This is a genomic window from Nitratireductor sp. StC3 (assembly GCF_003015025.1).
Classification (GTDB): domain Bacteria; phylum Pseudomonadota; class Alphaproteobacteria; order Rhizobiales; family Rhizobiaceae; genus Mangrovimarina; species Mangrovimarina alexandrii.
On the sequence record NZ_PYBP01000001.1, the window covers coordinates 863,740 to 890,353 of the forward strand.

At 63.2% G+C, this 26,614-nt stretch carries 23 protein-coding genes; 15 read left to right on the forward strand and 8 right to left on the reverse strand.

Features of this window, described 5'->3' with window-relative positions; genetic code table 11:
- Window positions 1–64 precede the first annotated feature (64 nt).
- The gene (gene argC, locus C7T96_RS04305; RefSeq protein ID WP_106569886.1) at window positions 65–1,000 is read left to right on the forward strand and encodes an N-acetyl-gamma-glutamyl-phosphate reductase; all 936 of its coding nucleotides are present in this window, start codon (window positions 65–67) and stop codon (window positions 998–1,000) included.
- A gap of 47 nt (window positions 1,001–1,047) precedes the next feature.
- On the opposite strand, the gene C7T96_RS04310 is transcribed toward argC, so the two are convergent.
- A complete protein-coding gene (locus C7T96_RS04310) occupies window positions 1,048–2,139 on the reverse strand; it encodes a COX15/CtaA family protein (RefSeq protein WP_106569887.1) in 1,092 nt (363 codons plus the stop codon).
- Window positions 2,140–2,306: 167 nt separating this feature from the next.
- Between C7T96_RS04310 and C7T96_RS04315 the strand changes: the two genes are divergently transcribed.
- Window positions 2,307–2,522, forward strand: a complete 216-nt coding sequence (locus tag C7T96_RS04315) for a DUF2842 domain-containing protein (protein ID WP_106569888.1) — start codon at window positions 2,307–2,309, stop codon at window positions 2,520–2,522.
- Between the two features lie 6 nt (window positions 2,523–2,528).
- Here the strand turns inward: C7T96_RS04315 and C7T96_RS04320 are convergent, their stop codons facing one another.
- Entirely contained in the window at window positions 2,529–3,587 is a 1,059-nt protein-coding gene (locus C7T96_RS04320; RefSeq protein ID WP_106569889.1) for a polysaccharide deacetylase family protein, read from the reverse strand.
- Window positions 3,588–3,700: 113 nt separating this feature from the next.
- Between C7T96_RS04320 and C7T96_RS04325 the strand changes: the two genes are divergently transcribed.
- Entirely contained in the window at window positions 3,701–4,903 is a 1,203-nt protein-coding gene (locus C7T96_RS04325; RefSeq protein WP_158264304.1) for a GNAT family N-acetyltransferase, read from the forward strand.
- Window positions 4,904–4,917: 14 nt separating this feature from the next.
- On the opposite strand, the gene C7T96_RS04330 is transcribed toward C7T96_RS04325, so the two are convergent.
- Window positions 4,918–7,119 (reverse strand): exopolysaccharide transport family protein, encoded by a 2,202-nt coding sequence (locus tag C7T96_RS04330; RefSeq protein WP_106569891.1) that lies wholly within the window; start codon window positions 7,117–7,119, stop codon window positions 4,918–4,920.
- Between the two features lie 203 nt (window positions 7,120–7,322).
- On the opposite strand from C7T96_RS04330, the gene C7T96_RS04335 reads away from it, so the two are divergent.
- The 4 genes from C7T96_RS04335 (at window position 7,323) to C7T96_RS04350 (ending at window position 11,911) form a co-directional block, all read left to right on the forward strand.
- Window positions 7,323–7,886 (forward strand): polysaccharide biosynthesis/export family protein, encoded by a 564-nt coding sequence (locus C7T96_RS04335; RefSeq protein WP_106569892.1) that lies wholly within the window; start codon window positions 7,323–7,325, stop codon window positions 7,884–7,886.
- 21 nt (window positions 7,887–7,907) lie between these two features.
- Window positions 7,908–9,044 (forward strand): glycosyltransferase, encoded by a 1,137-nt coding sequence (locus tag C7T96_RS04340; protein WP_106569893.1) that lies wholly within the window; start codon window positions 7,908–7,910, stop codon window positions 9,042–9,044.
- An 87-nt stretch (window positions 9,045–9,131) separates the two neighbouring features.
- Complete coding sequence (locus tag C7T96_RS04345; RefSeq protein ID WP_106569894.1) at window positions 9,132–10,670, forward strand: undecaprenyl-phosphate glucose phosphotransferase; 1,539 nt, start codon at window positions 9,132–9,134, stop codon at window positions 10,668–10,670.
- Entirely contained in the window at window positions 10,667–11,911 is a 1,245-nt protein-coding gene (locus C7T96_RS04350) for an O-antigen ligase family protein (protein ID WP_106569895.1), read from the forward strand. The genes C7T96_RS04345 and C7T96_RS04350 overlap by 4 nt, the downstream gene beginning before the upstream one ends.
- 25 nt (window positions 11,912–11,936) lie before the next feature.
- Here the strand turns inward: C7T96_RS04350 and C7T96_RS04355 are convergent, their stop codons facing one another.
- The 5 genes from C7T96_RS04355 to C7T96_RS04375 form a co-directional block, all read right to left on the reverse strand.
- Entirely contained in the window at window positions 11,937–12,701 is a 765-nt protein-coding gene (locus C7T96_RS04355; RefSeq protein WP_106569896.1) for an ABC transporter ATP-binding protein, read from the reverse strand.
- Window positions 12,698–13,465 carry an ABC transporter ATP-binding protein gene (locus C7T96_RS04360; RefSeq protein WP_106569897.1) on the reverse strand — a complete coding sequence of 256 codons (768 nt, stop codon included), beginning with the start codon at window positions 13,463–13,465 and terminating at the stop codon, window positions 12,698–12,700. Before C7T96_RS04360 ends, C7T96_RS04355 begins: the two co-directional genes overlap by 4 nt.
- A gap of 5 nt (window positions 13,466–13,470) precedes the next feature.
- Window positions 13,471–14,619: a branched-chain amino acid ABC transporter permease gene (locus C7T96_RS04365; protein WP_106569898.1), complete on the reverse strand. Its 1,149-nt coding sequence runs from the start codon at window positions 14,617–14,619 to the stop codon at window positions 13,471–13,473.
- A 3-nt stretch (window positions 14,620–14,622) separates the two neighbouring features.
- Window positions 14,623–15,639 (reverse strand): branched-chain amino acid ABC transporter permease, encoded by a 1,017-nt coding sequence (locus C7T96_RS04370; protein WP_106569899.1) that lies wholly within the window; start codon window positions 15,637–15,639, stop codon window positions 14,623–14,625.
- A 99-nt stretch (window positions 15,640–15,738) separates the two neighbouring features.
- Entirely contained in the window at window positions 15,739–17,082 is a 1,344-nt protein-coding gene (locus C7T96_RS04375) for a substrate-binding protein (RefSeq protein ID WP_106569900.1), read from the reverse strand.
- 187 nt (window positions 17,083–17,269) lie between these two features.
- Here C7T96_RS04375 and C7T96_RS04380 point away from each other — a divergent pair, with 187 nt between their 5' ends.
- From C7T96_RS04380 to C7T96_RS04420, 8 genes are all read left to right on the forward strand, one after another.
- The gene (locus tag C7T96_RS04380; RefSeq protein WP_106570006.1) at window positions 17,270–18,694 is read left to right on the forward strand and encodes a helix-turn-helix transcriptional regulator; all 1,425 of its coding nucleotides are present in this window, start codon (window positions 17,270–17,272) and stop codon (window positions 18,692–18,694) included.
- Between the two features lie 111 nt (window positions 18,695–18,805).
- Window positions 18,806–19,177, forward strand: coding sequence for a response regulator (locus C7T96_RS04385; protein WP_106569901.1), 372 nt, complete (start codon window positions 18,806–18,808; stop codon window positions 19,175–19,177).
- Entirely contained in the window at window positions 19,164–19,442 is a 279-nt protein-coding gene (locus C7T96_RS04390) for a hypothetical protein (protein WP_106569902.1), read from the forward strand. The genes C7T96_RS04385 and C7T96_RS04390 overlap by 14 nt, the downstream gene beginning before the upstream one ends.
- Window positions 19,442–22,147, forward strand: coding sequence for a sensor histidine kinase (locus C7T96_RS04395; RefSeq protein ID WP_106569903.1), 2,706 nt, complete (start codon window positions 19,442–19,444; stop codon window positions 22,145–22,147). Before C7T96_RS04390 ends, C7T96_RS04395 begins: the two co-directional genes overlap by 1 nt.
- Before the next feature lie 341 nt (window positions 22,148–22,488).
- On the forward strand, window positions 22,489–22,716 hold the full coding sequence (locus C7T96_RS04400) for a hypothetical protein (RefSeq protein ID WP_106569904.1): 228 nt from the start codon (window positions 22,489–22,491) through the stop codon (window positions 22,714–22,716).
- A 6-nt stretch (window positions 22,717–22,722) separates the two neighbouring features.
- The gene (locus C7T96_RS04405; protein ID WP_106569905.1) at window positions 22,723–24,102 is read left to right on the forward strand and encodes a class I SAM-dependent methyltransferase; all 1,380 of its coding nucleotides are present in this window, start codon (window positions 22,723–22,725) and stop codon (window positions 24,100–24,102) included.
- A gap of 125 nt (window positions 24,103–24,227) precedes the next feature.
- The gene (locus C7T96_RS23815; RefSeq protein ID WP_158264305.1) at window positions 24,228–25,874 is read left to right on the forward strand and encodes a hypothetical protein; all 1,647 of its coding nucleotides are present in this window, start codon (window positions 24,228–24,230) and stop codon (window positions 25,872–25,874) included.
- Between the two features lie 91 nt (window positions 25,875–25,965).
- Window positions 25,966–26,364, forward strand: coding sequence for a helix-turn-helix domain-containing protein (locus tag C7T96_RS04420; RefSeq protein ID WP_146149139.1), 399 nt, complete (start codon window positions 25,966–25,968; stop codon window positions 26,362–26,364).
- The last annotated feature ends 250 nt before the right edge of the window (window positions 26,365–26,614 follow it).

Consider the following 26,614-nt stretch of genomic DNA (forward strand, 5'->3'; position numbering starts at 1 on the left):
CCGTTGAATCAAACGATCGCGGCAAGCCGTTGATGGCAGATTCCTTTTTGAGCTAGAGAAGGCCATGAAACCGAAAATCTTCATCGACGGCGAACACGGCACGACGGGTCTACAGATCCGTACGCGGCTGTCCGGCCGCGCCGACCTCGACATGCTCTCGATTCCCGAGGCCGAGCGGCGCAACCGCGACTTGCGCGCGGCGATGCTGAAGGACGCCGACATCGCCATCTTGTGCCTGCCGGACGACGCGGCGCGGGAATCGGTCGCCATGCTGGACGGCGTCAACTCGACGCGCATCATCGACACCTCGACCGCGCACCGCACGCATCCCGACTGGGCTTACGGCTTCGCCGAAATGACCGCCGGCCAGAGTGAGAAAATCGCCAAGGCACGGCTGGTCGCCAATCCGGGCTGCTATCCGACCGGCGCGATCTCGCTGCTGCGTCCCCTGGCCGAAACCGGCATCCTGCCCGGGGACTATCCGGTCACGGTCAACGCGGTGTCGGGCTATTCGGGCGGCGGCAAGCAGATGATCGCGCAGATGGAGGACAAGGCCCATCCCGAGCACATCGCAGCCCCCCATTTCCTCTACGGGCTGACCCTGGCGCACAAGCATGTGCCGGAGATGCAGGCGCACGGACTTCTCACCCGCGCGCCGATCTTTTCGCCGAGCGTCGGTCGTTTCGCCCAGGGCATGATCGTGCAGGTGCCGCTGCATCTTGCCGATCTTTCCGGGGCGCCGCAGCTTGGCGACATCCATGCCGCGCTGGACGCCCATTATGCCGGACAGTCGATCGTGGAGGTGGTGCCCTTGGCCGAAAGCGCCGGCCTCGCGCGTCTCGACCCGACCGCGCTCAACGGCACGGACGACATGCGGCTTTACGTCTTCGGGACCGAGGGCAAAGGTCAGGCCAATCTGGTCGCCGTGCTCGACAATCTCGGCAAGGGCGCCTCGGGCGCTGCCGTGCAGAACATGACGCTGATGCTCGGCGCGGCATGACGGAGCGTCGATCGCGCTGAGGCCGGCGGTCCAATCCGCCGTGCGCCTCAGTTCCTGAGTTCGACTTCCGTCTCGCGCGGATAACTGCCCCTGGTGCCGCGCCAGTGGGCAGCGGCGAAGCCGAGCACGACCAAAGCGGCGGCCTGGTGCCACAAGGCCCAGCCGAGCGGCACCTGCAGGAGCAGCGTTATGATGCCGATGGCGGCCTGGGCCAGAACCAGAAGGAAAAGCAGAACGGTGCGGCGCGCGTGGGTCGTGCCGGCTTCGGCCCGCAGGGTGGCGATCATGTGCCAGAGCGCGGCCAGGAACACGATGTAGGCGCCCAGGCGGTGCACGAACTGCACCGTCTTGGGGTTTTCGAAAAAATTGGCGATCGCGGGCGATTGCACGAACAGGCCGCCGGGAATCAGGCTGCCGTCCATCAGCGGCCATGTGTTGTAGGCGAGGCCGGCATCAAGGCCGGCGACGAGACCGCCCAGATAGATCTGCACCATGACCAGAACCACCAACCAGCCAGCCCAGCGCCGCGTGGCGCGACCGGACGGCGCCTGGGAATGCGGCGCCAGCCCGCGCGCCACAACCATGGTGGCGGCAAAGATCAGACAGGCAAGCGTCAGGTGGGTCGCCAGCCGGTACTGGCTGACGCTGGTGCGCTCGACGAGCCCGGAAGCGACCATCCACCAGCCGATCGCCCCCTGCAGCCCCCCAAGCGCAAGCAGGCCGAGGAGTTTCGGCTTGACGCGCCGTTCGAGGCGGCCGCCAACCCAGAAATAGATCAGTGGCAGGGCGAAGACGAAACCGACGCCGCGGGCAAGCAGCCGGTGAGCCCATTCCCACCAGAAGATCACCTTGAACTCGGCAAGGCTCATGCCCTTGTTGATCTGCTGGTATTGCGGGATCTGCCGGTATTTTTCGAACTCTTCGCGCCATTCGGCGGCATTGAGCGGCGGGATGACGCCGTGGATCGGCTTCCATTCGGTGATCGACAGGCCCGAACCGGTAAGCCGGGTCGCGCCGCCGACCACGACCAGCGCAAACAGCACTACGAGTACGACATAGAGCCAGGCCCGCACCTGGGCGCGGTCGCGGTCGAGCTTGGCGAGGGCACCGTGAAGCGGCGTCTGCGCGATGGCGGTCATGGGCACCGGTTCCCTGCTGCGTCGATGACGGCGAACAGGTGGACCAATTGCCCCGCGCTGGCAAGCATGCCCCACGCGGCAAGCCGTCGCGCCGGACGTTTCCCGGGCCGCCGGGATTGCACCGGCCGGCGCGAAGGCGCAATAAGCACGCCAGAAGAGGAAGACCGATGCCCGTGCGAGTGAAAAAACTGATCGGCACCGTGCTGCTGGTGGCGCTGGTGGTGATTTACGCGCTGCTGGCCACCGCGATCGCCACCGCGCGGCTGGCCGAATCCGGCGCGCTGGTGCATCTCGCCTATTTTCTGTTCACTGGCCTGTTGTGGATCCTGCCCGCGATGGCGATCATCAAATGGATGGTCGGGCCGCCGAAATTGCGACCCTAGGACGGTTCACAGGGTCACGACCCGGCGGCCGCGATTGGCGATCGGCGTGGTGATGCCCGACAGCATGGTGCGCACATGCGCCACGCGCTGATAGCGCCCGTTGATCGAGATGCGCGGCAGCGAGTGAAGGTGACGGGCGTGCTCGGCTTGCACCATACCGTGGCGCGTGGTGACGGCCGAGGCGTAGCCGGCCTCCCGCGCCAGCGCGACCTCGCGTGCGCCGACCGCAGAGACATAGCCGTAGGGATAGGCCATGTGCCGGGGACGCGCCCCGAGCTCAATCTCCAGAATGCCCCCGGCATCGACGATCTCGCGGCGGGCCTTGTCTTCGTCGAGCCGCCGCAAATTGTAATGATGCACGGTATGCGAACCGATCGTGACCAGCGGATGGGCGGCCGCGGCGCGGATCTCGTCCCAGTTCATCAGCGTTTCCCGGTTCGGCCCCTCGGGATCGACCCCGGCCGCGAGCGCCAGATCGCGGATGACCGCGCGCTGGTGTTCCTCCGGCACCTCGCGCGTCAGATAATCGTGAATGGCGTTGTTGGCGTTCAGCTTGCCGGCCGGGGTGGAACAGTCGAGCGCCACCTTGCCGCTCGCCGTCGACAGATAGACCGTGTCGCGGCACGACACGATCCGTTCCAGAACGTCCCACCACAACAGCGCCCGGCCCTCGATCAGTGCGGGCGCGACATAGATCGTGATCGGCGCTTCGTGCTTTTCCAGCACCGGAAGAGCCTCCTGCACGTTGTCGCGATAGGCATCGTCTGCGGTGACGGTGACGAAAGGCTCGCCGCTTGCGCGCGAAGCCAGCCGATCGACCGCCTCGTCCATCGTCACGAACCGGTAGCCGAGACGGCCCACCTCGACCAGAAGTGCGTCGAGGAAATGCGGCGAAACCGTCAGATGGCGGTTGGCGCCGATCACCTCGCCCGTCGCCTCCGTGACCCGATGCAGCATCAAAATGGCACCTACACCGCGATAGAAACCGCCGGCAATGGGCCCCAGGAGGCTGAAGCGCGCCACGTTCAGGGCCAGTTTGCGCAGCAATTCCCCCCTGTCGATCATTCCTTCACCATTGTCGGTTAGGTTCGGCGCATCGGCCGAAAGGCCCGTTCGGCCCTGTTACCGTTCGAGGTCTACACCCGAAGGTTAAAGGTATGGTTGACGCAAGGAGCCCCGTGACGACGCGAACGGCACCGCAGACGCACCGCCACGCCACGCAAGCGGGCCGCGCAGCTTATTCCGGCCGCGATGCCCTGCAGGCGACCTGCCTGCAGGGCGAGGCCGCGCTGACGGCCTATGCCGCCCTGTGCCCCGATTGCGTCTTTGCGCCCGCCCAGAGCGCGCAATGGGTCGCGTGCTGGGCCCGGCACTGCAACGCCGACATCGTCGTCGCGACTTTGTCGCGCCGGCACCGACCGGTCTTCGCCGTGGCGCTGGAAGTCGTGGCGCACGGCTCCGCCAAGATGGCCTGCCTCGTCGGCGGCACCCATGCCAACGGCAATTTTTCGCCCGTTGTGCCGGCCGCGGCCGCCGACATCGGCCCAGGCGACATCAAAACCCTCATCCGGTCGATCCGGGCCGCGCGGCCCGATATCGACCTGCTCGTCTTCGAACGCTTGATCAGCGCGTTTCGCGGCAGCCCGAACCCGTTAAGTCGTCTTGGCGGCGCGCAAAGCCCCAATCCGGCGCTGGCCGTCGATCTCACCGGCGGATTCGAGGCGGTGTTGGCTCGTGCCAGCGGCAAGCGCAAACGCAAGAAACACCGCTCGCAAACCCGCAAGTTCGAGGCGGCCGGCGGGTTTCGCCGCCTGCGCGCCGAAAACCGGCTCGAGAGCGAACGCCTGCTCGATGCGTTTTTCGCCATGAAGGCCGAGCGTTTCGCCACCATGGGTATCAAGAACGTCTTTGACGGAACACCGGTCCAGGACTTCTTCCGCGAGCTGTTCGGATCCGAGGCACACAAGGCCGCCCCCGCCTTTGTGCTGCACGGGCTTGAAGTCGGCGGCCTGCTGCGCGCGGTGACGGGTTCGAGCATCAGCGCCGACAGCGTCATTTGCGAGTTCGGAGCGATCGCCGGCGACGAACTCGCCTTCGCCAGTCCGGGCGAGTTCCTGTTTTTCGACAATATCCGCGAGGCATGCGAGCAGGGTCTGGCGATCTACGATTTCAGCGTCGGCGACGAAACCTACAAGCGGTTGTGGTGCGGTATCGAGACCCACCACGTCGACATCGTTCTCCCGCTAACGCTCAAGGGTCGCGCAAGCGCCCTGTCGCGCCGCACCGCCGCGCTGGTAAAGCGACGGGTGAAAGCCACCCCTCTTCTTTGGGAGGCCGTCAAGCGGGCGCGCCGGGCAACACGCGGCAGCCGCGAAACCTGATTTCGCCGGTTCGATCAGGCCGCGGACCGACGGCCCGGCTCCGGCGCGTAAGGCGGAACATACCCCACCGGAGTGACGAGCATGGCGTCGGAGAAGCCGCTGGAGTGCAGATCGGTGGTGGTGGTGGAAATCGCCTCGTCGTCTTCCTCGATCACGGAGACGAAAACCTCGCTCGCCCCGTCGATCAGCCGGCCGATGCCGGCCGCGTCCGCCGGTCCGCATTCCACGATCACCATGTCGTAGGCGGTGGTCAGCGATTCCATGATGATCGGCAGGCGGTCCGCCGCCCGCATGGCAAGGGCGGGATCGGCAGTGCCGCTGGGGATCACATGGCACTCCGAATAGTGGTCGGGATGGATGACGTCGGTGAACTGCGCCTTCGAGCACAACAGGTCGGTTATCCCCGGCAGCCGCGCGCTCTCCAGCATCGGAAACGATGCCGCGCCGGTTTCCGTCAGGTCGAGCAACAGCGCACGCAATCCGGCGTCGGCCACCTCGCGCGCGACCATCACGGCCGACGCCGCCCCCTCGTCGCCTTCCGGAGAGATGAACAGGGCCCGCGACGCGCCCCCTGCGATGAGCTTTTCCGCTGCCGCCTCGATGGTGATCTGGCCACGGGTGAAAACCGGCATCGGCGCGGCGGCCGCCGCCTCGACGCCGGTGTCGTCTTCGACAAGATTTTCGTCGGCATCGGCCTGTTCGACTTCGGCGCGCGCGGCCACCTCGGTGGCGGCCTGCCGCCGGGCGGTTTCGGCTTCGGCCTCGTCGGCTTGGTCGCGCGGCATGACGACATTTGACGGCACACCGTCATAACGCTGCGCGGGACGCAGCGCGCGACCGCTGAACAGTTCCGCAAGCAGGGTCGCGACTGCCATCAGGATGAGTGCGGCGGCGAATGCCGCACCGGAGATCGGCAGCACTTTGGGGAAATAGGGTTCGCCCGGCACCGTGGCGCGCGAGAAGATGCGGGCATCGGCCGGCAGGTAGTTGCGGTCCTTGCGCGAGAGCGCCTCGCGGTAGCGCGACAGGTAGGATTCCAGCAGATCGCGCTGTGCGGCCGCCTCGCGCTCCAGGGCGCGCAATTCGACTTCCTGCTCACCCACGCGGGCGGATTCGGCCTTGAGCTTGTTGAGCTCGGCGACCAATTCGCGCTCGCGCAAACGCGCGGATTCGGCCTCGGTTTCCAGGCTGGACTGGATTTTTTGGGCCTCCGCGCGGAGCTGGCGGTCGAGGTCGGCCAATTGCGAGCGCAGCGCGCGAATGCGCGGATGATTGTCGAGCAGGCTGGCCGACAGGTCGGCGATATCGGCCTTGAGTTGAACCTGGTTCTCGCGAAGGCGCTGGATCAGCGGCGAGGCCAGCACGTCGGGAAGAGCGTCGATCGAAGCGCCCTGCGACAGTGCCTCGCGCATCGAACGCGCCGTCGCCTCGGTCGAGGCGCGGTTGGCGCGCACGCGCGACAATTCGCTGGACAGCTCCGAAAGCTGCTGGGTGGCAAGCATGGAATTGTTGCCCCCGACAAGCAGGTCGGACTGGGCGCGGAAATTGGCGACCTTGCTTTCCGCCTCCTTCACCTTGGCGCGCAGATCGGCGATTTCCGGCTCCAGCCATTCGGTTGCGTCGGCATTGGATTGCTGCTTGGCATCACGCTGCAGCTGGATATAGGCGTCGGCGATCGCATTGGGCACGGCAGCGGCCAGTTCGCGGTCCTCGGAGGAGAACTCGACGACGATGACGCGCGAGCTTTCCACACGATAGATATTGAGCTTTTCGCGAAAAACCTTGAGCACGCGCTCCTCTGGCGGCAGCGCGACGGGATCGCCGCGCAGCCCGGTCAGGATCATCAGCCTGTCGACGAGCGATACCTGGCCGTCGGCTTCGAACTCGGGCAGCGCCGCCAGGTCGAGCTGACGGGCGACCTTCGTGAGAATGTCGGTGGAGGAAATCACCTCCACCTGGCTGGTCACGCCCTGTTCGTCGAGGATGGGATCGGCGTCGCGCTGGGTTTCGGGCCGGGTGAACACCGATTCCCGCGTCTCAATCAGAATACGGGTTTCTGCCTTGTAGTGGCGGGTGGCCATCGAGGCCAGCATGAACGCAACCGCCGTCACGCCCAGCGCAACGACCAGAATGCGCAGCCAGTTGCCGGCAAGTCCCGCAAACAAAGCGGCAATGTCGATATCAAGGTCCTGGTCGGGATTGCGCACGCCGGCCATCGGCAAAACTCCGAGTTTTCTGCGGGCAAAAGTAAACGCCTATGGTAACCGGCAGGTTAAGAAACCAGTGCCGGCTGAAAGAACTGTCTCGACCGTCTTCGCGCCGGCCCTTTACCGGGCATTAACCCTAACAGGTGGATAACAAGCGCGATGTCGGCCTCCCCTGGCGGCCGCCTGTGTCAATCAAAGGTGCGTAGCGGATCATGAAACGCCGGCTCGTCATTTCGGTTGCCCTTCTCGCGCTCGCGACAGCGGCGGGGTGTTCCGGCTATCGTCCGGCTCCGCCGGCCTTCCACGCCGCACTGACCAAGCCCTACGTGCTGGATTCGGGCGACCGCGTGCGCATTACGGTTTTCGAGCAGGAAAGCCTAAGCAACGTCTACAGCGTCGACCAGGCCGGCTATATCGCCTTCCCGCTCGTGGGCGCGGTCGCCGCGCGCGGACAATCGGCCAGCGCGATCGAGCGGCAGATCGCCGGCAAGCTGCGCGACGGCTATCTGCGCGACCCCGACGTGTCTGTCGAGATCGACCGCTATCGCCCGGTGTTCGTGATGGGCGAGGTCGGCGCGGCCGGCCAGTATTCCTACGTGCCGGGCATGACGGCGCAAAAGGCGATAGCGGCGGCCGGCGGCTTTACCGCCAGAGCCAATCAGGGCGGCGTCGATATCACGCGCGACATCAACGGCAAGGTGATGACCGGGCGCGTTCTGACCTCCGACCCGGTGCTGCCGGGAGACACGATCTATGTCCGCGAACGCCTGTTCTAACGCGCAACGGCCTCGTATTCCGTGACACAAAGCCTGCGCATCGTTCATTGCTTCCGCTCCCCTGTCGGCGGTATTTTCCGCCATGTGCGCGACCTGAGCCAGGCGCAGACGGCGGCGGGACATGAGGTCGGGGTGGTGTGCGATTCCTCGACGGGCGGCGATTTCGAAAACCGCCTGTTGGCCGAGCTCGAGCCCGAGCTCGCGCTGGGCGTGGCGCGCACCCCCATGCAGCGCCATATCGGACCGGGCGACATCGTGTCCGCGTTTCGGACTTTTGGACTGATCAAGAAATTGCGGCCGGACATCCTGCACGGGCACGGCGCCAAAGGTGGCGTCTACGCGCGCATGTTCGGCTCATTGTTGCGGGTTTCTGGGTCTCGCGTAGCCCGCCTCTATTCGCCGCATGGCGGCAGTCTCCACTACGACGAAACGGCCCTGACGGGCCGCTTCTTCTTTGGTTTGGAGCGACTGATGGACCGGTTTTCCGATCATATCCTGTTCGTGTCGCAGCAGGAGCGCGCCATGTTCCGGCGCAAGATCGGCGAGCCGAAAGCGCCCCATCACGTCGTCTATAACGGCATTCGCGCCGAAGAATTCGAGCCGGTGGCGACCGATCAACAGGCCGCCGACTTCCTCTATATCGGCATGATGCGCGACCTGAAGGGTCCCGACATCTTCATCGACGCGTTGGCGCGCGCGCAACACACGCTGCAACGCCCGGTGAGCGCGGTGATGGTCGGCGACGGCGAGGATCGCGAACGCTACATCGCCCAGGCCGGCGCGCTCGGGCTGGGCGAACGGATCCGCTTCGAGATGCCGATGCCGGCTCGTCAGGCTTTCACGCGCGCGCGCATCGTCGTGGTGCCGTCGCGTGCGGAGGCAATGCCCTATATCGTGATCGAGGCACTCGGCGCCGGCCGGCCGATGATCGCCAGCGCGGTCGGCGGCATCCCCGAGATTTTCGCCACCGCGTCCAACGCACTTGTCGAGCCGGATGCGGCCGCGATCGCCGCCAAGATGGCCGAGGCGCTCGCCGACGAGGACGCCTATGCGGCCTCGATGCCCGGGCGCGCCTTCATGACAGAAAATTTCAGCGCCGACGCGATGGCCACGCGCATCGAGGCAATCTACGAGGACACGGTCGCACGCGTCCGCTAACCCGCAAATAACGCCAATGCCGACGGCCCCATCAAGGGAATCTTAGCAGCTTCCTGCTAGACCCGTTGCGGCGTGGAAGGCGTTGGCATGAACAAGATCGACCCAGAACTGAGATACACGCTCGAGGCGGTCCGGCAATTCGAGGACGAGGGCACGGCCCATCAGACGGCCGGCACGCTGGGCCCGATGGCGCGCAATATCGCCAGCCAGTACCGGCGCGACACGTTGTCGCCGGTGATGGTCATGGGCATGCTCAGACTGTCCGAGTTCGCCGTTTTCGCGCTCGCCGGCGCGCTGATGTATCTTTATTACGTCGGTCCGCAGACCCATCTCTACTGGGAATACGCGGTTGCGATCCCGGCTGGGTCGCTGGGCGCGGTGGTGCTTTTAGAATTCGCGCACGCCTATCATATCGGCGCCCTGCGCGCGCCGTTGCGCTTTGCCGGACGTATCGCGCTGGTCTGGTCGGCGACCTTCGCGCTGATGGCGCTCGCCGGCTTTTTCATGAAAAATTCCGCCGAGTTCTCGCGGCTGTGGTTCGCAGGCTGGTATCTCAGCGGGCTGCTCGGCGTCCTCGCGCTGCGCTTCGTCGTGTCGCGACTGATCCGCCGCTGGGCACGCAACGGCACAATGGAGCGCCGCGCCGTCATTGTCGGCGGTGGGGCCGCCGCCGAAAGCCTGATCCGCTCGCTCGAGCGCCAGCCCTACAACGATATCCGCATTTGCGGAATTTTCGACGATCGCGACGACAAGCGCTCGCCGCCGATCGTGGCCGGCTATCCCAAGCTCGGCACGGTTTCGGAACTGCTCGAATTCGCCCGCATCGCCAGAATCGACATGCTGATCGTCTCGCTGCCGATCTCGGCCGAAGCGCGGGTTCTGTCGATGCTCAAGCGGCTTTGGGTGCTGCCGGTCGACATCCGCCTGTCGGCGCATTCGAGCGCGCTGCGTTTCCAGCCGCGCTCCTATTCCTTCATCGGCTCGGTGCCGCTGCTCGACATTTTCGACAAGCCGATCAACGACTGGGACTCTGTCGCCAAGCGGATTTTCGACATCGTGTTTTCGCTGTTCGGAATCGTGCTGTTCGCCCCGGTGATGATCGCGACCGCGATCGCCATCAAGCTGGACAGCAAGGGGCCGGTGCTGTTCCGGCAAAAACGGCACGGCTTCAACAACGAGGTCATCGAGGTGCTGAAGTTCCGCTCGATGTATTCCGAGCAATGCGACCCGACGGCGAAAAAGGCGGTGACCAAGGACGACCCGCGCGTGACGCGCGTCGGCCGCATCATCCGCAAGACCTCGATCGACGAATTGCCCCAGTTCTTCAACGCACTGGTCGGCAGCCTGTCGCTGGTGGGCCCGCGCCCGCACGCGGTGGCGGCGCAGTCGCACAATTTGCTCTACAACGAAGTGGTCGACGGCTATTTCGCCCGACACCGCGTCAAGCCGGGCGTGACCGGCTGGGCCCAGATCAATGGCTGGCGCGGCGAGGTGGATACGGACGAGAAGATCAAGATGCGCACCGAATACGACCTCCATTACATCGAGAACTGGTCGCTGTGGTTTGATCTCAAGATTCTGGTGCTGACGCCGATCCGGCTCTTGAAAACGGAGTCCGCCTATTGACGGCAGCCGCGCCCTCTCTGCCGCGCCAGGCCATCAACGCCAAGCTGATTTCGCTGCTGGCCTCGGCCGCGATTGCGCTGGGCGTGTTCCTGTCGGGCTTCGTGATCCGCGAGCCGGCGCCCTACGAGCTCTACATGGCCGCTTTGATCCCGATCTGGGCGCTTTTCGGCCTGCATCTGTCGCGCGGCACGGCGCCGCTTCTGGTGCTTCTGATCGTCTTCAATCTCGGCGGCGTCGTCTCCATGCTGCAGATGGACACCTTCAACGACGCGCCGCTCTATCTGGCGGTGTCGCTGTTTCTGGCCCTGACCTCGGTGTTCTTCGCCGCAGTGCTGGAACGGCGGCCCGAGTTCTACCAACTGGTCTTCCACGCCTGGATCGCGGCCGCGCTGTCGACGGCGTTTTTCGGCATACTCGGCTATTTCCACGCCTTCCCGGGGGCGGAGATGTTCACCAAGTTCGAACGCGCGGCCGGCGTGTTCGAGGATCCGAACGTGTTCGGCCCGTTCATCACCTTGCCGGGCATCTACCTGCTCTATCGGCTTTTGACCGGCCCGGCGACGCGCATCCCCTATTACGCGTTGCCGCTGCTGGTGATCGCCTTCGGCCTTTTCCTGTCCTTTTCGCGCGGCGCATGGGGCCTGTTCGCGATCTCGGCGATGCTGATCACCCTGGCGGTGTTCATACGCCACCGTAGCGGCGCGTTCCGCGTCAAGATCATCGTCATGGCACTGATCGCGCTGGCGCTTCTGGTCGCCGGCATGGTGATCGCCTTGCAGATTCCGGTGATCGCCGACCTGTTCGCCGATCGCGCCCGGCTGGTGCAGGACTATGACGGCGCGCGGCTCGGGCGCTTCGCGCGGCACGCGATCGGGTTTTCGATCGCGCTGGAAAGCCCGTTCGGCATCGGGCCGCTGGTGTTCGGCAAGACGTTCGGCGAGGACACGCACAATATCTGGCTGAAGGCGCTGCTGGCCTATTCCTGGCTCGGCTTCGCGGCCTACGCGATGCTTATCGTGTGGACGCTGGTGGCCGGCCTGCGCATCCTGTTTCGCGACCGCCCCTGGCACCCCTATTTTTTGTGCGCCTATGTCGTCCTCGTCGGCCACGTCCTGCTTGGCACGGTGATCGACACCGATCACTGGCGGCATTTTTACGTGCTGCTCGGCCTGGTGTGGGGCGCGATCGCGCTCGAATACCGGCTCGCCTATACCGGCCGAACGCACGCGTCTTTCCGCTGACGGCGTGACCGGCCGCACGCCGGGCTCAGATGGCGAGATATTCGTCGCGCAACCGGGTGTCGTCGAGCACGGAGCGCGCCGAGCCCTCGTAAACGATCTGCCCCATGTCCATGATGACCGCCTTGTCCGACAGGCGCAGCGCGGCAACCGCGTTCTGTTCGACGATGATCGTGGTGATGCCGATATCGCGGATCTGGCGCACGATGCTCTCGATCTCGTGGACGATGACCGGTGCCAGCCCCTCGTAAGGCTCGTCGAGAAACAGGATCTTGATGTCGCGCGCCAGCGCCCGGGCGACGGCCAGCATCTGCTGCTCGCCGCCCGACATGGTGGTGGCTTCCTGGTTGCGGCGCTCGGCCAGGCGCGGGAAATGCTCGTATATCCTCGCGATCTCCCAGCCCCGCGGCTCGCTGACCTGGGCCAGGATGAGGTTTTCCTCCACCGTGAGCCCGCCGATGATGCGCCGGTCCTCCGGCACGAGTTGAACGCCCTCGACCGCCGCCTGATGCGCCTTCATATCGTGCAGAGGCCGCCCGTCGAGCCAGATCTCGCCATGCTTGAGCGCCGGCTGGTCGAGCCGGGCGAGTGTGCGCAGCGTCGAGGTCTTGCCCGCGCCGTTGCGGCCGAGCAACGACAGGACTTCGCCCTTGGCGACGTCGAAGGACACGCCCTGGACGATATAGGATTCGCCATAATAGGCGTGGATGTCTTTAACGCTGAAAAACGGCGCCGTGTCTGGTGAGACCGGCGAGGCGGTGGCGGTGTCGGCTGCCGAAACGCTGGCGTTCATTGCTCACTTTCCCCCAGATAGGCTTCCTTGACCTTCGGATCGGCGCGCACCTGTTCGGGCGAGCCTTCGGCGATGATGCGGCCCTGCGCCAACACGCTGATGCGGTCGGCCAACGAAAACACGACATGCATGTCGTGCTCGATGATCACCTTGGTCATGCCGCGCTGCTTGAGACGCTTGAGCAGGTCGATGGTCATGTTGGTATCATGCCGGGACATGCCGGCCGTCGGTTCGTCGAGAAGCAGCAGCTTGGGACGCTGGATCAGGCACATGCCCATTTCCAGCCGCCGTTTGTCGCCGCGCGACAGACTGCCGGCGAGCGCATGGCGCTGCTCGTAGAGACCGACATCATGCAGCACGGCCTCGGCCTCCTCGCGAATATCGGCCTGGCCGCTGACGGCCTGGATGGCGTTGAAGCGGAAGGAGCCGTCGCGGCGGGCGAAGGCGGGGATCATGACATTGTCGAGCAAGGACAGATCGGCGAAGATCTCCGGCGTCTGGAAGACGCGGCTGACGCCGAGCTGGTTGATCTCGTGCGGCTGGTGGCTGTCGAGGATCTCGCCGTCGAAGATCACGTGGCCGGTGTCGGGCGCGATGCGGCCGATGCACACGTTGAGCAGCGTCGATTTGCCGGCGCCGTTGGGGCCGATGATGGCGTGGACGGTGCCTTCCTCGATCTGCAGGTCGACATCGCTCAGCGCTTTCAGGCCACCGAAGCTCTTGCTGACGTCGGCGACGTTGAGAACCATGTTCTGCGTGGACATGCGCCCTACTCCGCTGGCTGGGCCGACCCGGCCGACATGTCGGCGTGGGAGGGTTTGCGTTTGATGCCGGCAAGCTTCGCCAGCCGGGCAATGCCCTCCATGATGCCGCCCGGCAGGAAGATGACGATCAGCATAAAGATGACGCCCAGGGTGAGATGCCATCCCTCGCCGACGAACAGGCCGGCAAGCTTGACCATCACCGTCTCCAGCCCGTCGGGCAGGAAGGCGAAGGCGGCGTGCAGGGTGCCCTCGTTGAAAGAGGAAAAGATGTTTTCGAAATATTTGATGACGCCCGCGCCCAGCACCGGCCCGACCAGCGTGCCGACACCGCCCAAAATGGTCATCAGCACCACCTCGCCGGAGGCCGTCCACTGCATGCGTTCGGCGCCGGCGAGCGGATCGGTGGCCGCCATCAGCGAACCCGCCAGCCCGGCATACATGCCCGAGATGACGAAGGCGGTCAGCAGATACGGCCTGGTGTTGAAACCGGTATAGCGCATGCGGTTCTGGTTCGACTTGATCGCCCGCAACATCATGCCAAAGGGCGAGCGGAAGATGCGCATCGTCAGAAAGAAGCACACGATCAACGCCGCGGCACAGAAATAGAAACCCGGATAGCCGCTCATGTCGATGCCGAACAAATTGGTCTGCGGCAGCCCGGCGCCCGGCGCGGCGAAGGCGTTGTCGATGATGCGCGGATCATTCAGCGTCAGTTGCAGGCCGGTCTCGCCATTGGTGATCGGGGTCAGCACGGAATAGGCGAGATTGTAGCTCATCTGCGCGAAGGCGAGCGTGAGAATGGAGAAGTAGATGCCCGAGCGGCGCAGGCTGATATAGCCGATGACGACGGCGAACAGGCCGGCCGCGGCAATGCCGAAAATGACGCTGGGAAGGACGTTCATGGTGAAGAGCTTGAACGACCACACGGCGGCATAGGAGCCCACGCCCAGAAAGGCTGCGTGACCGAAGGAGAGGTAGCCCGTCAGCCCGAACAGGATATTGAAGCCGAGGGCGAAGATGCCGAAAATGCAGAATTTCTGCAAAAGGGCGGGGTACCCGGCGCCGAACGGCGTGAGCGTCCACGGGCTGATCAGCACCACGATCGAGAACCCCAGGAAAAGCAGCCAGTCATTGCGCGAAAGATTGGCGAACATCGGTCAGTCCTCCATCACGCCGGCGCGTCCCATCAGCCCGCGTGGCATGGTCAGCAGGATGATCACGGCGATCAGATAGATGATGATCTGATCGATGCCGGGAAAGATGCTTTTGACCTCGTTCATCGAGGCAAAGGATTGCAGGATTCCGAGCACGAAACCGGCCAGCACGGCGCCCGACAGCGAGCCCATGCCGCCGACCACCACCACGACGAAGCTCAAAACCAGGAACTCCATCCCGATATGGTAGTCGGGCGGCAGGATCGGGGTGTACATCACGCCGGCGAGCCCGGCCACGACCGCTGCGATGCCGAACACGACGGTGAAACGCTTTTCGATATCGATGCCCAAAAGCCCGACCGTCTCGCGGTCGCGCATGCCCGCGCGCACCACCATGCCGTAGGTGGTGAAATTCAGGAACGCGAAGACGGCGCCGATGACCACGGCGGCGAAGACGAAATAGATCAGACGCCACCAGGGATAGACGATGAAGGCATCGCTCATGCCCAGCCAGGCGGCGATATCGGCGGTGCCGTTGAACATCTCCGGCGCCGATTGCGGGATCGGGTTGGCGCCAAAAATCTTCTTGACGATTTCCTGCAGCACGATCGCCATGCCGAATGTGACGAGGATCTGATCGGCATGCGGCCGCTTGTAGAAATGGCGGATCAGCCCGCGTTCCATGATCAACCCGATGAGCAGCATCACCGGGATGGCGATCAGGATCGACAGCGGCACCGACCAATTGACGATCGCCGCGCCAAGTTCGCCGAACTGATGCTCCATGAAGGGGATCGCCTTGGGGGCGAACAGCTGACCTTCCGCCTTCGGCGGCTGGATCGGCCATGTCAAAAGCGCGTTAAAGGATACGGCACAGAACGCGCCGAGCATGAACAGCGCGCCATGCGCGAAGTTCACGACCCCCAGCGTGCCGAACACGAGCGTCAGCCCGAGCGCGATCAGCGCGTAGGCCGCGCCTTTGTCGAGACCGTTGAGAATTTGGATGATGATAGCGTCCATGATCTTGCCGCCCCGTCCGGCTCCAAAGCCCGCGCGAGGCGGGCCGCGATGGCGACCGGTCGCCACGGGGGCGACCGGTCCGGTGCTTGGCCCTTCAGCCTAGCAGCTCTTGCCTTCGTTGGGCCCGAGGTCGCCGCCGAAGATCGAGGCGTCGTAGGTCAGCGCCTCGCGGTCGACTTCCTTGACGACCTTGAGCAGATCGTATTCGGACTGCTTGTCATCGTTGCCGCGCACGACCAGAGCCTTCTTGAAGCACTGGTGATCCTCGGCGCGGTAGAGCGTGGGGCCGTTGCCCATGCCGTCGAACTCGAAGCCCTCCAGCGCCTTGATGACTTCCGGGGCGGCGAAGGTTCCGGCCCGCTCGCAGGCATCGGCATAAAGCAGCGTCTGGACGTAGCAGGTGTGGGCGGCCTGCGACGGCGGAAATCCGTATTCCTCGCCGAAGGATTTCACGAAGGCCTGCGAGGCATCGTCCTGCAGCGACCAGTTCCAATTGGTGGTACCGAGAATGCCCTCGATGTTCTTGCCCGCCCCCTGCGCCATCAGGCGCGAGAACAGCGGCACGACGACCTGGAAATCCTTACCGTTGACCTGCTTGTCGCGCAGGCCGAACTGGACCGCCTGAGTCAGCGAATTGACCATGTCCTTGCCGTAGTGGTTGAGGATCAGCACGTCGGCGCCGGAATTCAGGACCGGGGTGATGTATTGCGAGAAATCGCCGGCGCCGAGCGGCGTGCGCACCGCCGAAACCGTCTCCCAGCCGAGCTTTTCGGTGGCGTTGATGATCGATTCCTCCTGGGTCCAGCCCCAGGTGTAGTCGGCGGTCAGGTGATAGGCGCGCCGGTCCGTGCCATATTCCTCGGCGAGAACCGGGCCGAGCGCCTGGCCGGACATATAGGCGTTGAAGAAGTGGCGGAAACCGTAACGCTTTTTGTCCTTGCCGGTCGTGTCGTTGGAATGGGTGAGGCCGGCCATGAAGATGATGCCCATCTCGTTGCACAGGCCCTGCACCGCGACCGCGACGCCCGACGATGATCCGCCGGTGATCATGATCGCGCCTTCCTTCTCGATCATCCGCTTGGCGCTGTCGCGGGCGGCATCGGACTTGGTCTGCGTGTCGCCGGTGACGAACGCCACCTTCTTGCCGAGCACGCCGCTGCCCTTCAGCGCCTTGGAGGTGAAGGTGTTCAACAGGCCGCCGTCGCCCTCGCCGTTCAGATGCTTGACGGCGAGTTCATAGGCGCGCAGCTCGTCGGCGCCCTCGTCGGCATAGGCGCCGGTCTGCGGCACGTTGAAGCCGAACACAACCGTATCGCCGGTCGGCATGTTGCAATATTCCTGCGCGCGCGAAGCGCTGGTGAAAATGGTCGGCATGGCCAGACCGGCGCCGAGCGCGGCGGTGCTGGTGAGAAAGCCGCGGCGGTTCATTTTGTCGAAATGCATGAAATTCCTCCCTCGGGTGTCGGTGCGGCGCCATGCGGCGATGCATGCCGGCCGCCCGCTCCCCTTTCTGCGCAAATTCAGTCAATTTCACAATAAGCCTTTGGTTTATATAGAAATTTCTGTAAATAACTTGCGCTCTACCTCGAAAATTGTGTAAACAATTCACAAAAATGGCGGATTGCCGACGATGACCAAGACGCTTTCGGGGTTGAAAATCAGGGTATTGCGCAAGCAGCGCGCCCTCACCCAGGCCGAGCTCGCCCGGCGCGCCGGGATTTCCGCTTCCTACTTGAACCTGATCGAGGCCAACCGCCGCCCCGTGACCGCGGCCGTGCTCGAACGCCTCGCCGCCGGTCTCAACACCGGACGAGAAACGCTCGACGGGCAGGCGGAGAAACGGCGCGTCGACGATCTCAACGAGATCGCCGTCGATCCGGCGATCGGCGCGGCCGCGTTACCGCCGCACGGCGCCGAGGAATTGGTCGGCCGCCTGCCGGACTGGGCAGGCCTTTTGTTGCGGCTCTACAGTGTCTATCGCGATCGCAACGAGGCGGTCCTGGCGCTGGCCGACCGTCTCAACCGCGATCCCTTCCTGGCCGACAGCGTGCACCGCATGCTGACCAGCGTGACGGCAATCCGTGCAGCGGCCGAGATCCTGACCGACGAGGAACGTCTCGACCTGCCGAGCCGGCGGCGCTTCCTCGACATCATCGCCTCCGACAGCGCCCGCCTGTCCGACACCGCCCAGGCGCTGGTGGACTTTTTCGGCAGCGCCCATCAGCGGGTGCGCTCGGCCACGCCGATGGAAAGCGTCGACGCCTTCATCGCCGAAACCGACAATTTCTTTCCCGACCTCGAGGCGCTGGCAGCCGGCCTCGGCCATGGCGACGGCCCGCCGGGCGGCGGGGCCGGCTTCCGCGACCCGTCCAGCCGCTTCGCCCTGGTCAAGGAGACGGTCCACGGGACCGCGGGCGACCCCATAGCGCGGATCGTGCAAAACCACCCCGCACTCGGCTCGGAGACGGCGCGCACCCTCGCCGCTGCCGCGCTCGAAAGCTATGTCGCCGGCGCGATCCTGATGCCCTACGATGCCTTCCTGCTGGCGGCGCGCGAGAGCCGCTACGACATTGACGCGCTGATGCGCCGGTTCGGCGTCTCCTACGAACAGGCCGCCCACAGACTTGCGACCTTGCGCAGGCCGGGCGCGGAGGGCGTACGGTTTGCCTATATGCGCTCCGACCCATCGGGCTATGTCACCAAGCGTCTGCCGCTCGCCGCCCTGCCCCTGCCGCGTTACGGGACCGCCTGTCCCTTGTGGGCGGTTTACGCCGCCTTCCAGAGTCCCGGGGTCACCGTCCGGCATTACGGCCAGCTGCCGTCGGGCGAGAGTTTTTTGTTCTTCGCCCGCGCGGTCGACAAGAGCACGGCCGCGATCGGCAGGCCGCGCAACCTGCAATCGATCATGCTTGTGTGCCAGGCCGCCGAGGCCGACGCGACGGTATACGGGGACGGCATCGACCGGAACAGCGCAACGCTCGCCGTCGGCACGGTCTGCCGGCTGTGCCCGCGCCAGGACTGCAGCCACCGTCAGGAAGCTCCGCTGATCGGCTGAACTCCGGCACCTGCCGGGCCTTGTCGCGGCGCGGCGTCAGACAAAAGGCGAATGTTTGAACACCGCCGATGCGTGTAGGTAAAACCGCAAAAATAAAAGAGGGAACGGGGGGTGGAGCGGACACGCGTCCTGATCGTCGAAGACGAGCCCAATATCGTTGAATCGCTGCGTTTCATTCTCGAGCGCGCCGACTTTGCCGTGGAGGCGCTCGCCAGCGGCACGGACGCGCTCGACCGGCTGCGCCGCGGCCGGTTCAGCGCTGCCATCCTCGACGTCATGCTGCCGGGCATGAACGGTTTCGAGCTGCTGCGCGCCATCCGCGCCGATCCCGCCCTGAAGCGGCTGCCGGTTCTGGTTCTTACCGCCAAGGGCCAGGCCGCCGACCGGCGCATGGCCGAAACGATCGGCGCCGACGCCTTCATCACCAAACCGTTCTCCAACGCCGACGTCGTGGCGCGGGTGCGCTCCATTGTCGGCGCGTGACACTGAGCGCCGCGGCGACGACAAGCGCGGCACGCGCGACCTGGCCTCGGTTCTGCCGTTCGCGGCCATATTCTTGTTCCTGCCGCCCTTTGTCCTGACCTTCACCGCCCCCGTGGCACTGGGCGGCATTCCGCTGATCGTGCTTTACATCTTCGGCGTGTGGGCGCTGGTGATTTTGTGCGCGGCCATCGTGGCGAGCCGACTCGCAGGCGCCGGTGCGCGCGACAAGGCTTTCCGGCGGCCGGACGAGCCGGCGAAAGACTGATGCTGTCGGCCGATCTCGTCATTGTCGCGTGCATGGCCTATGTGGCGCTGCTTTTTGCGGTCGCCTTTTTCGGCGACCGTCGGGCGCGGCGCGGTCCCGGCGGATGGCTGTCGTCGCCGCTGGTCTACACGCTGTCGATCTCGATCTACTGCACGTCGTGGACGTTTTTCGGCGCGGTCGGTTCGGCGGTGCGCAACGGGCTGGAATTCGCCACCATCTATATCGGCCCGACGATCGTGTTCGTTGGCTGGTGGGTGTTTCTGCGCAAGCTGGTCGCGGTCGGACGCACCTACCACACCACCTCGGTCGCCGATCTGATCTCGGCCCGGTTCGGCAAGAGCTCGGCTCTCGGCGCGCTGGTCACCATCATCGCGGTGGTTGCCGCCACGCCCTATATCGCGCTGCAACTCAAGGCGCTGACGGCAAGCTTCCAAGTGCTGACCTATCCGGCTGGTGCCGTCGCGGCCGCCAATCTCAACCTAAAACCCGATTTTGCGATCGCGTTCTGGGTCGCGGCCGGATTGTGCGCCTTCTCGATCATTTTCGGGGTACGCAACATCAACGTCAACGAGCGCCACCACGGCGTGATCGCGGCGATCGCGGTCGAGGCGGTGGTCAAGCTGGTGGCGCTGGTGGCGGTGGGGCTTTGGGTCGTTCTGGGCAATGAAGGCGGACCGACGGCAATGTTCGCGGATGCGCCGGCCAACCTGACCAACCCCGCCGACACGTTCGGCAGCCGCTGGGTGAGCCTCGTCATTCTGGCCGGCGCGGCGGTCATCTGCCTGCCACGGCAGTTCCAGGTCACGGTGGTGGAAAACACCAGCGAGCGCCAATTGCGCACGGCCTCGTGGCTGTTTCCGCTCTACCTGTTCCTGATCTGCCTGTTCGTCATTCCGATCGCGCTCGCCGGCCTGCAGCGCCTGCCGGAAGGCTCGAACCCCGACCTGTTCGTGCTCACCCTGCCCTTCAGCGCCGATCAGGGCACGATCGGCCTGCTGGCCTTTCTCGGCGGTTTTTCCTCGGCCACCTCGATGGTGATCGTGTCGTCGATCGCGCTGTCGACCATGATCTCCAACCATCTCGTCATGCCGCTGGCGCTCAGCCTGCGCCTCGCCCCAGACGCCAGCGCCCGGCTGATGCGCCGTTTCATCCTGACGGCGCGCCGCGTCAGCATCGTGTTCATCGTGTTTCTCGGCCTGCTCTATTATCGGCTGAGCGGCAGTTTCGACGCGCTTGCCGCGATCGGGTTAATCTCCTTTTGCGGCGTGGCGCAATTCCTGCCAAGCTTGGTGGGCGGGCTCTACTGGCGCCGCGCCACCCAGGCCGGAGCACTGGCGGGGCTTGCCGCCGGTTTCGCGATCTGGGCCTACACGCTGTTCCTGCCCAGTTTCGAAGGCGCCTTCCTGCTGCCGGCGAGCGCAATCGCCGACGGCCCGTTCGGGCTCGGCTGGCTGCGGCCGCACGCGCTGTTCGGCCTCAGCCGGCTCGATCCGCTGGTGCATGCCCTGTTCTGGAGCATGACGGCCAATCTGGCGCTGTTTTTCGGCGTGTCGCTGCTCACCGATCCGACCCCACTCGCCCGCTACCAGTCGCGCCTGTTCATCGACATTTTCCGGCGCCAGACCGAGAGCGAGCTCAGCGTCATGCGGCGCACGGCCAACATCCGCGATCTGCGCGGCATCGCCGACCGCGTTTTGGGGGCCGGCGAGGCAGTGTCGCTGTTCGCCTCACAAAACACCCGCGACCACGCCATGACCGCCAGCGACGAGCTAATCGCCACCGTCGAACAAAGGCTCGCCGCCAATGTCGGCGCCGCCACCGCACGCGCGCTGGTGTCGTCGGTGGTCACCAGCGAGACGATCAGCGTGGAAGAGCTGAAGCGACTGGCCGACGAGACCGAACAGATCCGCGCCTATTCCGAAGAGCTGGAGCAGAAATCGCGCGAGATCGAGGCGACGGCCGACGAGCTCGCACGCGCCAACCGGCAATTGCGTGCCATCGACGAGCGCAAGGACGAGTTCCTGAGCCAGGTGAGCCACGAAGTGCGCACGCCGATGACGTCGATCCGTGCCTTCAGCGACATTCTTTTGCAAACCCCGGACATGCCGGCGGCGCAAAAGCAGCGCTATCTGCGTGTCATCCAGGAGGAAAGCCTACGGCTAACCCGCCTACTCGACGGCATTCTCGACCTCAACCAGCCCGGCGACAGCGGCGCGCGCGCGACGCCGGCACCGTTCGATCCGGAGCTGGCGCTCGACCAGGCGCTGGCAAGCTGCGAGGCGCTGGCCCGCGCGGCCGGGGTCGGCATCGTCCGCGCAAAACGCGCGCGCCGGGCCATCGTCGACGGCGACCGCGACCGGCTGGCCCAGGTATTCGTCAACCTGCTTTCCAACGCCATCAAATATAACGGCACCCGCGCGCCCGAGGTCGTCATCGCCAGCCGCGTGCGCAAGGGGCGCTACGAGGCGACCGTCAGTGACAACGGGCCCGGCGTACCCGAAGCCGAACGCGAGGCGATTTTCGCCAAATTCGCGCGCGGCGCCGCGGCCGGCCAGACCGGCGCCGGGCTCGGGCTCGCCATCAGCCGGCAGATCGTGACCGGTTTCGGCGGCACGCTGACGGTGGCCGAGAGCCCCCAGGGCGGCGCCGCATTCACCGTCAGCCTGCCGGTCGCACAGTCGACACCGGAAAGTGGGGTTGGTTGAAAGCTCGCCAAGCGTGTATTTTTTGTCGGCGACGCTGCATCGGCCTGCGTTGATAAAACCTATTGACCGGCTTCCCTCCAGGCTCATTCCTCATTTCGCCCAATAACGTCAAGCTATTGATTCTAAAGCGAACATTCTCAACAAATATATGCGATTCTTCTTCATAACCACCTTCAATCAGGCGCATTCTGACGTTCATTTGCGCGCTGCAATTATTTTTTATCAAACAAAATACAATATTTTCAACATTTTACTCCTATGTATGACAGTTTCTTGACAGTCGTATACAGTCTCGATATCGATTGGATAAGCTCGAAAACTTCCACGAAGGGAACCCTTCCATGACCGCCAAACTAGTCACTTTTATCGCGATAACGGGACTACTAACCAATAACGCTTACGCCTACCTCGACCCAGGCACGGGCAGTATGATCTTGCAGGGTATTTTGGGTGCCGTTGCCATCGGCGCGGCGTCGGTTTCTGTCTTCTGGCATCGCGTAAAAAGCGTTTTCACCCAGTCATCTAGGGACTCCGAAACATCGTCCGACAATGACGACGACAAACGCTGAGCGGCCATGCTGGAAAGAAACGCAGGCTCTTTCCGAGATCCGTCTGGCTATGTCTACGAGGCAGGCGGGTCAATATATAGGTCGGTCGCGCCAAGGGCTGCCGCAGACTACGAGGCGGCACGCGACAGCGGCGTTTTCGACAGCCTTGTGGGCGCCGAGAAGCTCGTCGCCTTAAGCGAAGTTGAAAAAGGGAAACAGGCCGGCGAGGCGTATCTTTTGGAACATCCTCGCTTGCCCTTTATCTCATACCCTTATGAGTGGTCCTTCTCGCTGCTCCGCGACGCCGCCTTGTTTCACCTCGACCTTCATCTGCAACTCTTGGATCGCGGTTTTACCCTCTCAGATGCGTCCGCCTACAACGTGCAGTTTGACGGTCCCAGGCCGATATTCATCGACCATCTTTCTATCCGCCGCTATCAACAGGGTGAATTTTGGCTCGGTCACCGGCAGTTTTGCGAGCAGTTCCTCAACCCGCTCCTGCTCCGCGCGATTTTTGGCGTTGCGCACAACAGCTGGTACCGGGGCAATCTCGAAGGTATTCCGACCGACGAGTTGGCGAAGCTGCTTTCGCTGCGCAACAAGCTGTCCTGGAACGTCATGACGCATGTGGTTGTTCCGAACCGCTTTCAACAGCGCACCGCCGGGGGCGAGGAAGTCGCGAGCAAATTGACCAAACGCAGCTTGCCGCTCGCCAGCTTCAAGGCATTGCTCAAGCAATTGCGCAACTGGATTGCGAAGCTCAGGCCTGACCGGATCGGGGCGACCGTGTGGGAAGACTATGCAAAAAACAACACCTATACCACGGACGAGGAAGCGCAAAAACGTCAATTTGTGCATGATTTCGTGGCATCGGAGCACCCGGCCAGCATAATTGACCTCGGATGCAACACCGGCGAATACTCGAAGGTCGCTCTGGACGCCGGTGCAGAACAGGCGCTTGGGTTCGACTTCGATCAAAAAGCCTTGGACGTCGCGCATCATCGCGCCAAGGAGCAATCGCTCAACTTCCTACCACTATTTCTGGATGCGAAGAACCCCTCACCAAGCCAAGGCTGGCGCCAGATGGAACGTAGCGGCCACGATGCGCGTGCAAAGGCCGACGCGGTGCTGGCACTGGCTTTCGAACATCACCTAGCCATAGCGCACAATGCCCCGCTCGACCAAGTTATCCCCTGGATTATAGATAGGGCACCATCCGGAATCCTAGAATTCGTTCCCAAAGACGACCCCACGATCCGCCAAATGCTCGCGCTTCGCGAGGATATTTTCGACGAATACACCAAGGAAAATTTTGAGAAAATCCTCGCCGCGTCGTCTCGGATTGAACGCTCCCTGGAGACCTCCCAATCCGGAAGAACAGTATACCAGTACTCAAGGCATTGTTAATGACTAATAGAAATATAATATATTTTTTTATAATATTACTTGCCTCCTCCGCGTTTCCAACAATATTATTTATCTCAATTCCAGTTGACGCGATATCCAAAAACTCCAAAATATTTACGTTTTATTTGACAGACTTGTATCCGTTAATTTATTCATTCTTGATTTCTATTTTACTTTTTCTTTCGATATTGATTTTTTTCCGCCCTGCAATGCAAAAATACGCGGCAGCTACGCTCGGCTCGCTTTGCATAAGCGTGTTTGTTTTCGACGCATTGGCGTCAACGATCTGGATATCGTCCGCGCGACAGCTTGCAACTGTCGCCGTCATAGAAATTCTGGTGCTCGCGACCTGCATTGCGCTCATCGCGCGCGCGCCGTTGGCGCTGACGATCAGGGCGCTGGCGGCGTTCGCACTCATTAATGGTGGTTTCGGAGCAATCAATGCCTACGCCATAAGAGGGACATTCGTCGATCCTGCCGAAAACGGCCAAGAAATTTCCAAGGGCCCGGACCTCTCCGATGGCGGGACTTATCCCGGCAATGTCTATCATATCGTTCTTGACGCGTTTGTTGGGCCCTATGTTCAATATCTAATAGAACAAAATAGAAATCCGGGCCTCGATGGCTATACATATTTTTCAAATGCTGCGTCACAATATGGCAGAACAAATCTTTCCATGCGCTCCGTATTTCATGGCCAGTTATATTCAGAGGATTTTGAAGCATGGTCTGAAGCTGCTTTTACGGAAGGCATGACAAAAACCATGCGGGAAAGTGGCGTTTCACTGGCGTACTTCCCATTTTACTCCTATTATTGCGACCCAAACGCTATCGTATGCAATTCAACAATCGATATTTACAATAAACGTGACGAAAAGGCGTCCATTTACTTTCTCGTAGACACGATATTTCTGAGGTCAATACCGGCGTCCTTGAGAGCGGTGCTCTCCGGGTCGCTCGGCAATGACCGTCCGGATGTCGAACGGTGGGATTATGCGTTCTCGCTATCCGACTGGCTTCAAAAGACCTTGAGCGCGACGGAGCGGGCGCAAGCCGACTGGCCGATCCAGTCATTCACGATGGAAACGCTGCATGAGTTCGAACGCCAGGAAGCCGACTGGCCGGCAAGCGGCCGATATACCTACTTGCACTTCATGCTTCCGCATGGACCGTTCGCCTTCGACGGCGACTGTTCTTTTATCGGCACAGACGCAGCAAAAGCCAAAGACCCCCGCCGCGCCCTGGAAGACCAAAGTGACTGCTCTTTGGCAGTGCTGCGCCGCGTCGGCGATCTGCTCAAAAGTCTGGGAAGATACGACACATCCTTGATCGTCGTCCATTCCGACCATGGCCTAGGCTGGCCGCGCATTTGCAGCTGGTGGAACGACGGATTTTCCTTCGATCCCAAGGTACCTACACTCGATCGTGACACGACAAAGCCTTCAGACATTTCGACACAGCAGGCCGCGTGCGAGGCGAGCGTGCTGCTCATGGTGAAGTTTCCCGGACAGACAGCGTTCAAGACCGAGCTGGAAAATCGGCAACTCCTCGATGTCGCGCCGACTATTTTGGAATATTTCGGACTTCATGACCCAAAAATGGAAGGTGTGTCGTTGTACCGAAAGCCACCGGAATCCAGGACAGTGTATTTTTTCGGCAGTATGACCGATCATCTATCAGAAATTCGAGAACTGGGAATGTTCGGATATGCCGATCAAAATTGGACGTTTGTGAAAACCATACCGGTGAACGGTCGGAAACAGCAGGACTAGAGCATCTTCGAAGAACGCAGAGTCGATTTGAGGGTTAACGCGGACGGCCTTGTCTGATTCACTGCTGCGGGTGATTTGGCAGGAGGTGAAGATGACGAGGAGCCTGAGCGGCGACCTTCGCGGTCGGGTGATTGCGGCGATCGAGGATGGGGTTTCGACGCGGGAGGCGGCGCGGCGCTTCCGCATCGGGATCTCGACGGCCGGGGCCTGGTATCGCCGCTATCGCGAGACTGGCGAGACCGAGGCGCGCAAGCAGGGCCAGCCGTCGCGCTCGAAGCTCGATGCGCACGAGGCTTTCATTGTGGGCCTGATCGAGGCGGCGCCGGACATCACGCTTGCCGAGATCGGCGAGCGCCTTGCCGCCGAGCGCGGCGTGCGGGCTGCGCCCTCGACGGTGTGGCTGTTCCTCGACCGGCGCGGCATCACGTTCAAAAAAAGTCGGCGCATGCTGCCGAACAGCAGCGCGCGGACGTCCTGCGCCGCCGCATAGCCTGGTTCGATAGCCAACTCGATCTCGATCCCGAGAAGCTGATCTTCATCGACGAGACCTCGGCATCCACAAAGATGGCCAGGCTGCGAGGGCGAGCGCCTTGCGGCGAGCGATGCCGAGCGACCGTTCCTGACCTGCTCCCCTGAGATGTTCCCGATTTTGGGTTAGCCTGTTCCTCGACAAAGGAGACAGGCAATGAAGCGATCACGGTTCTCGGAAGAACAGATCATCGGGGTTTTGAAGGAGCATC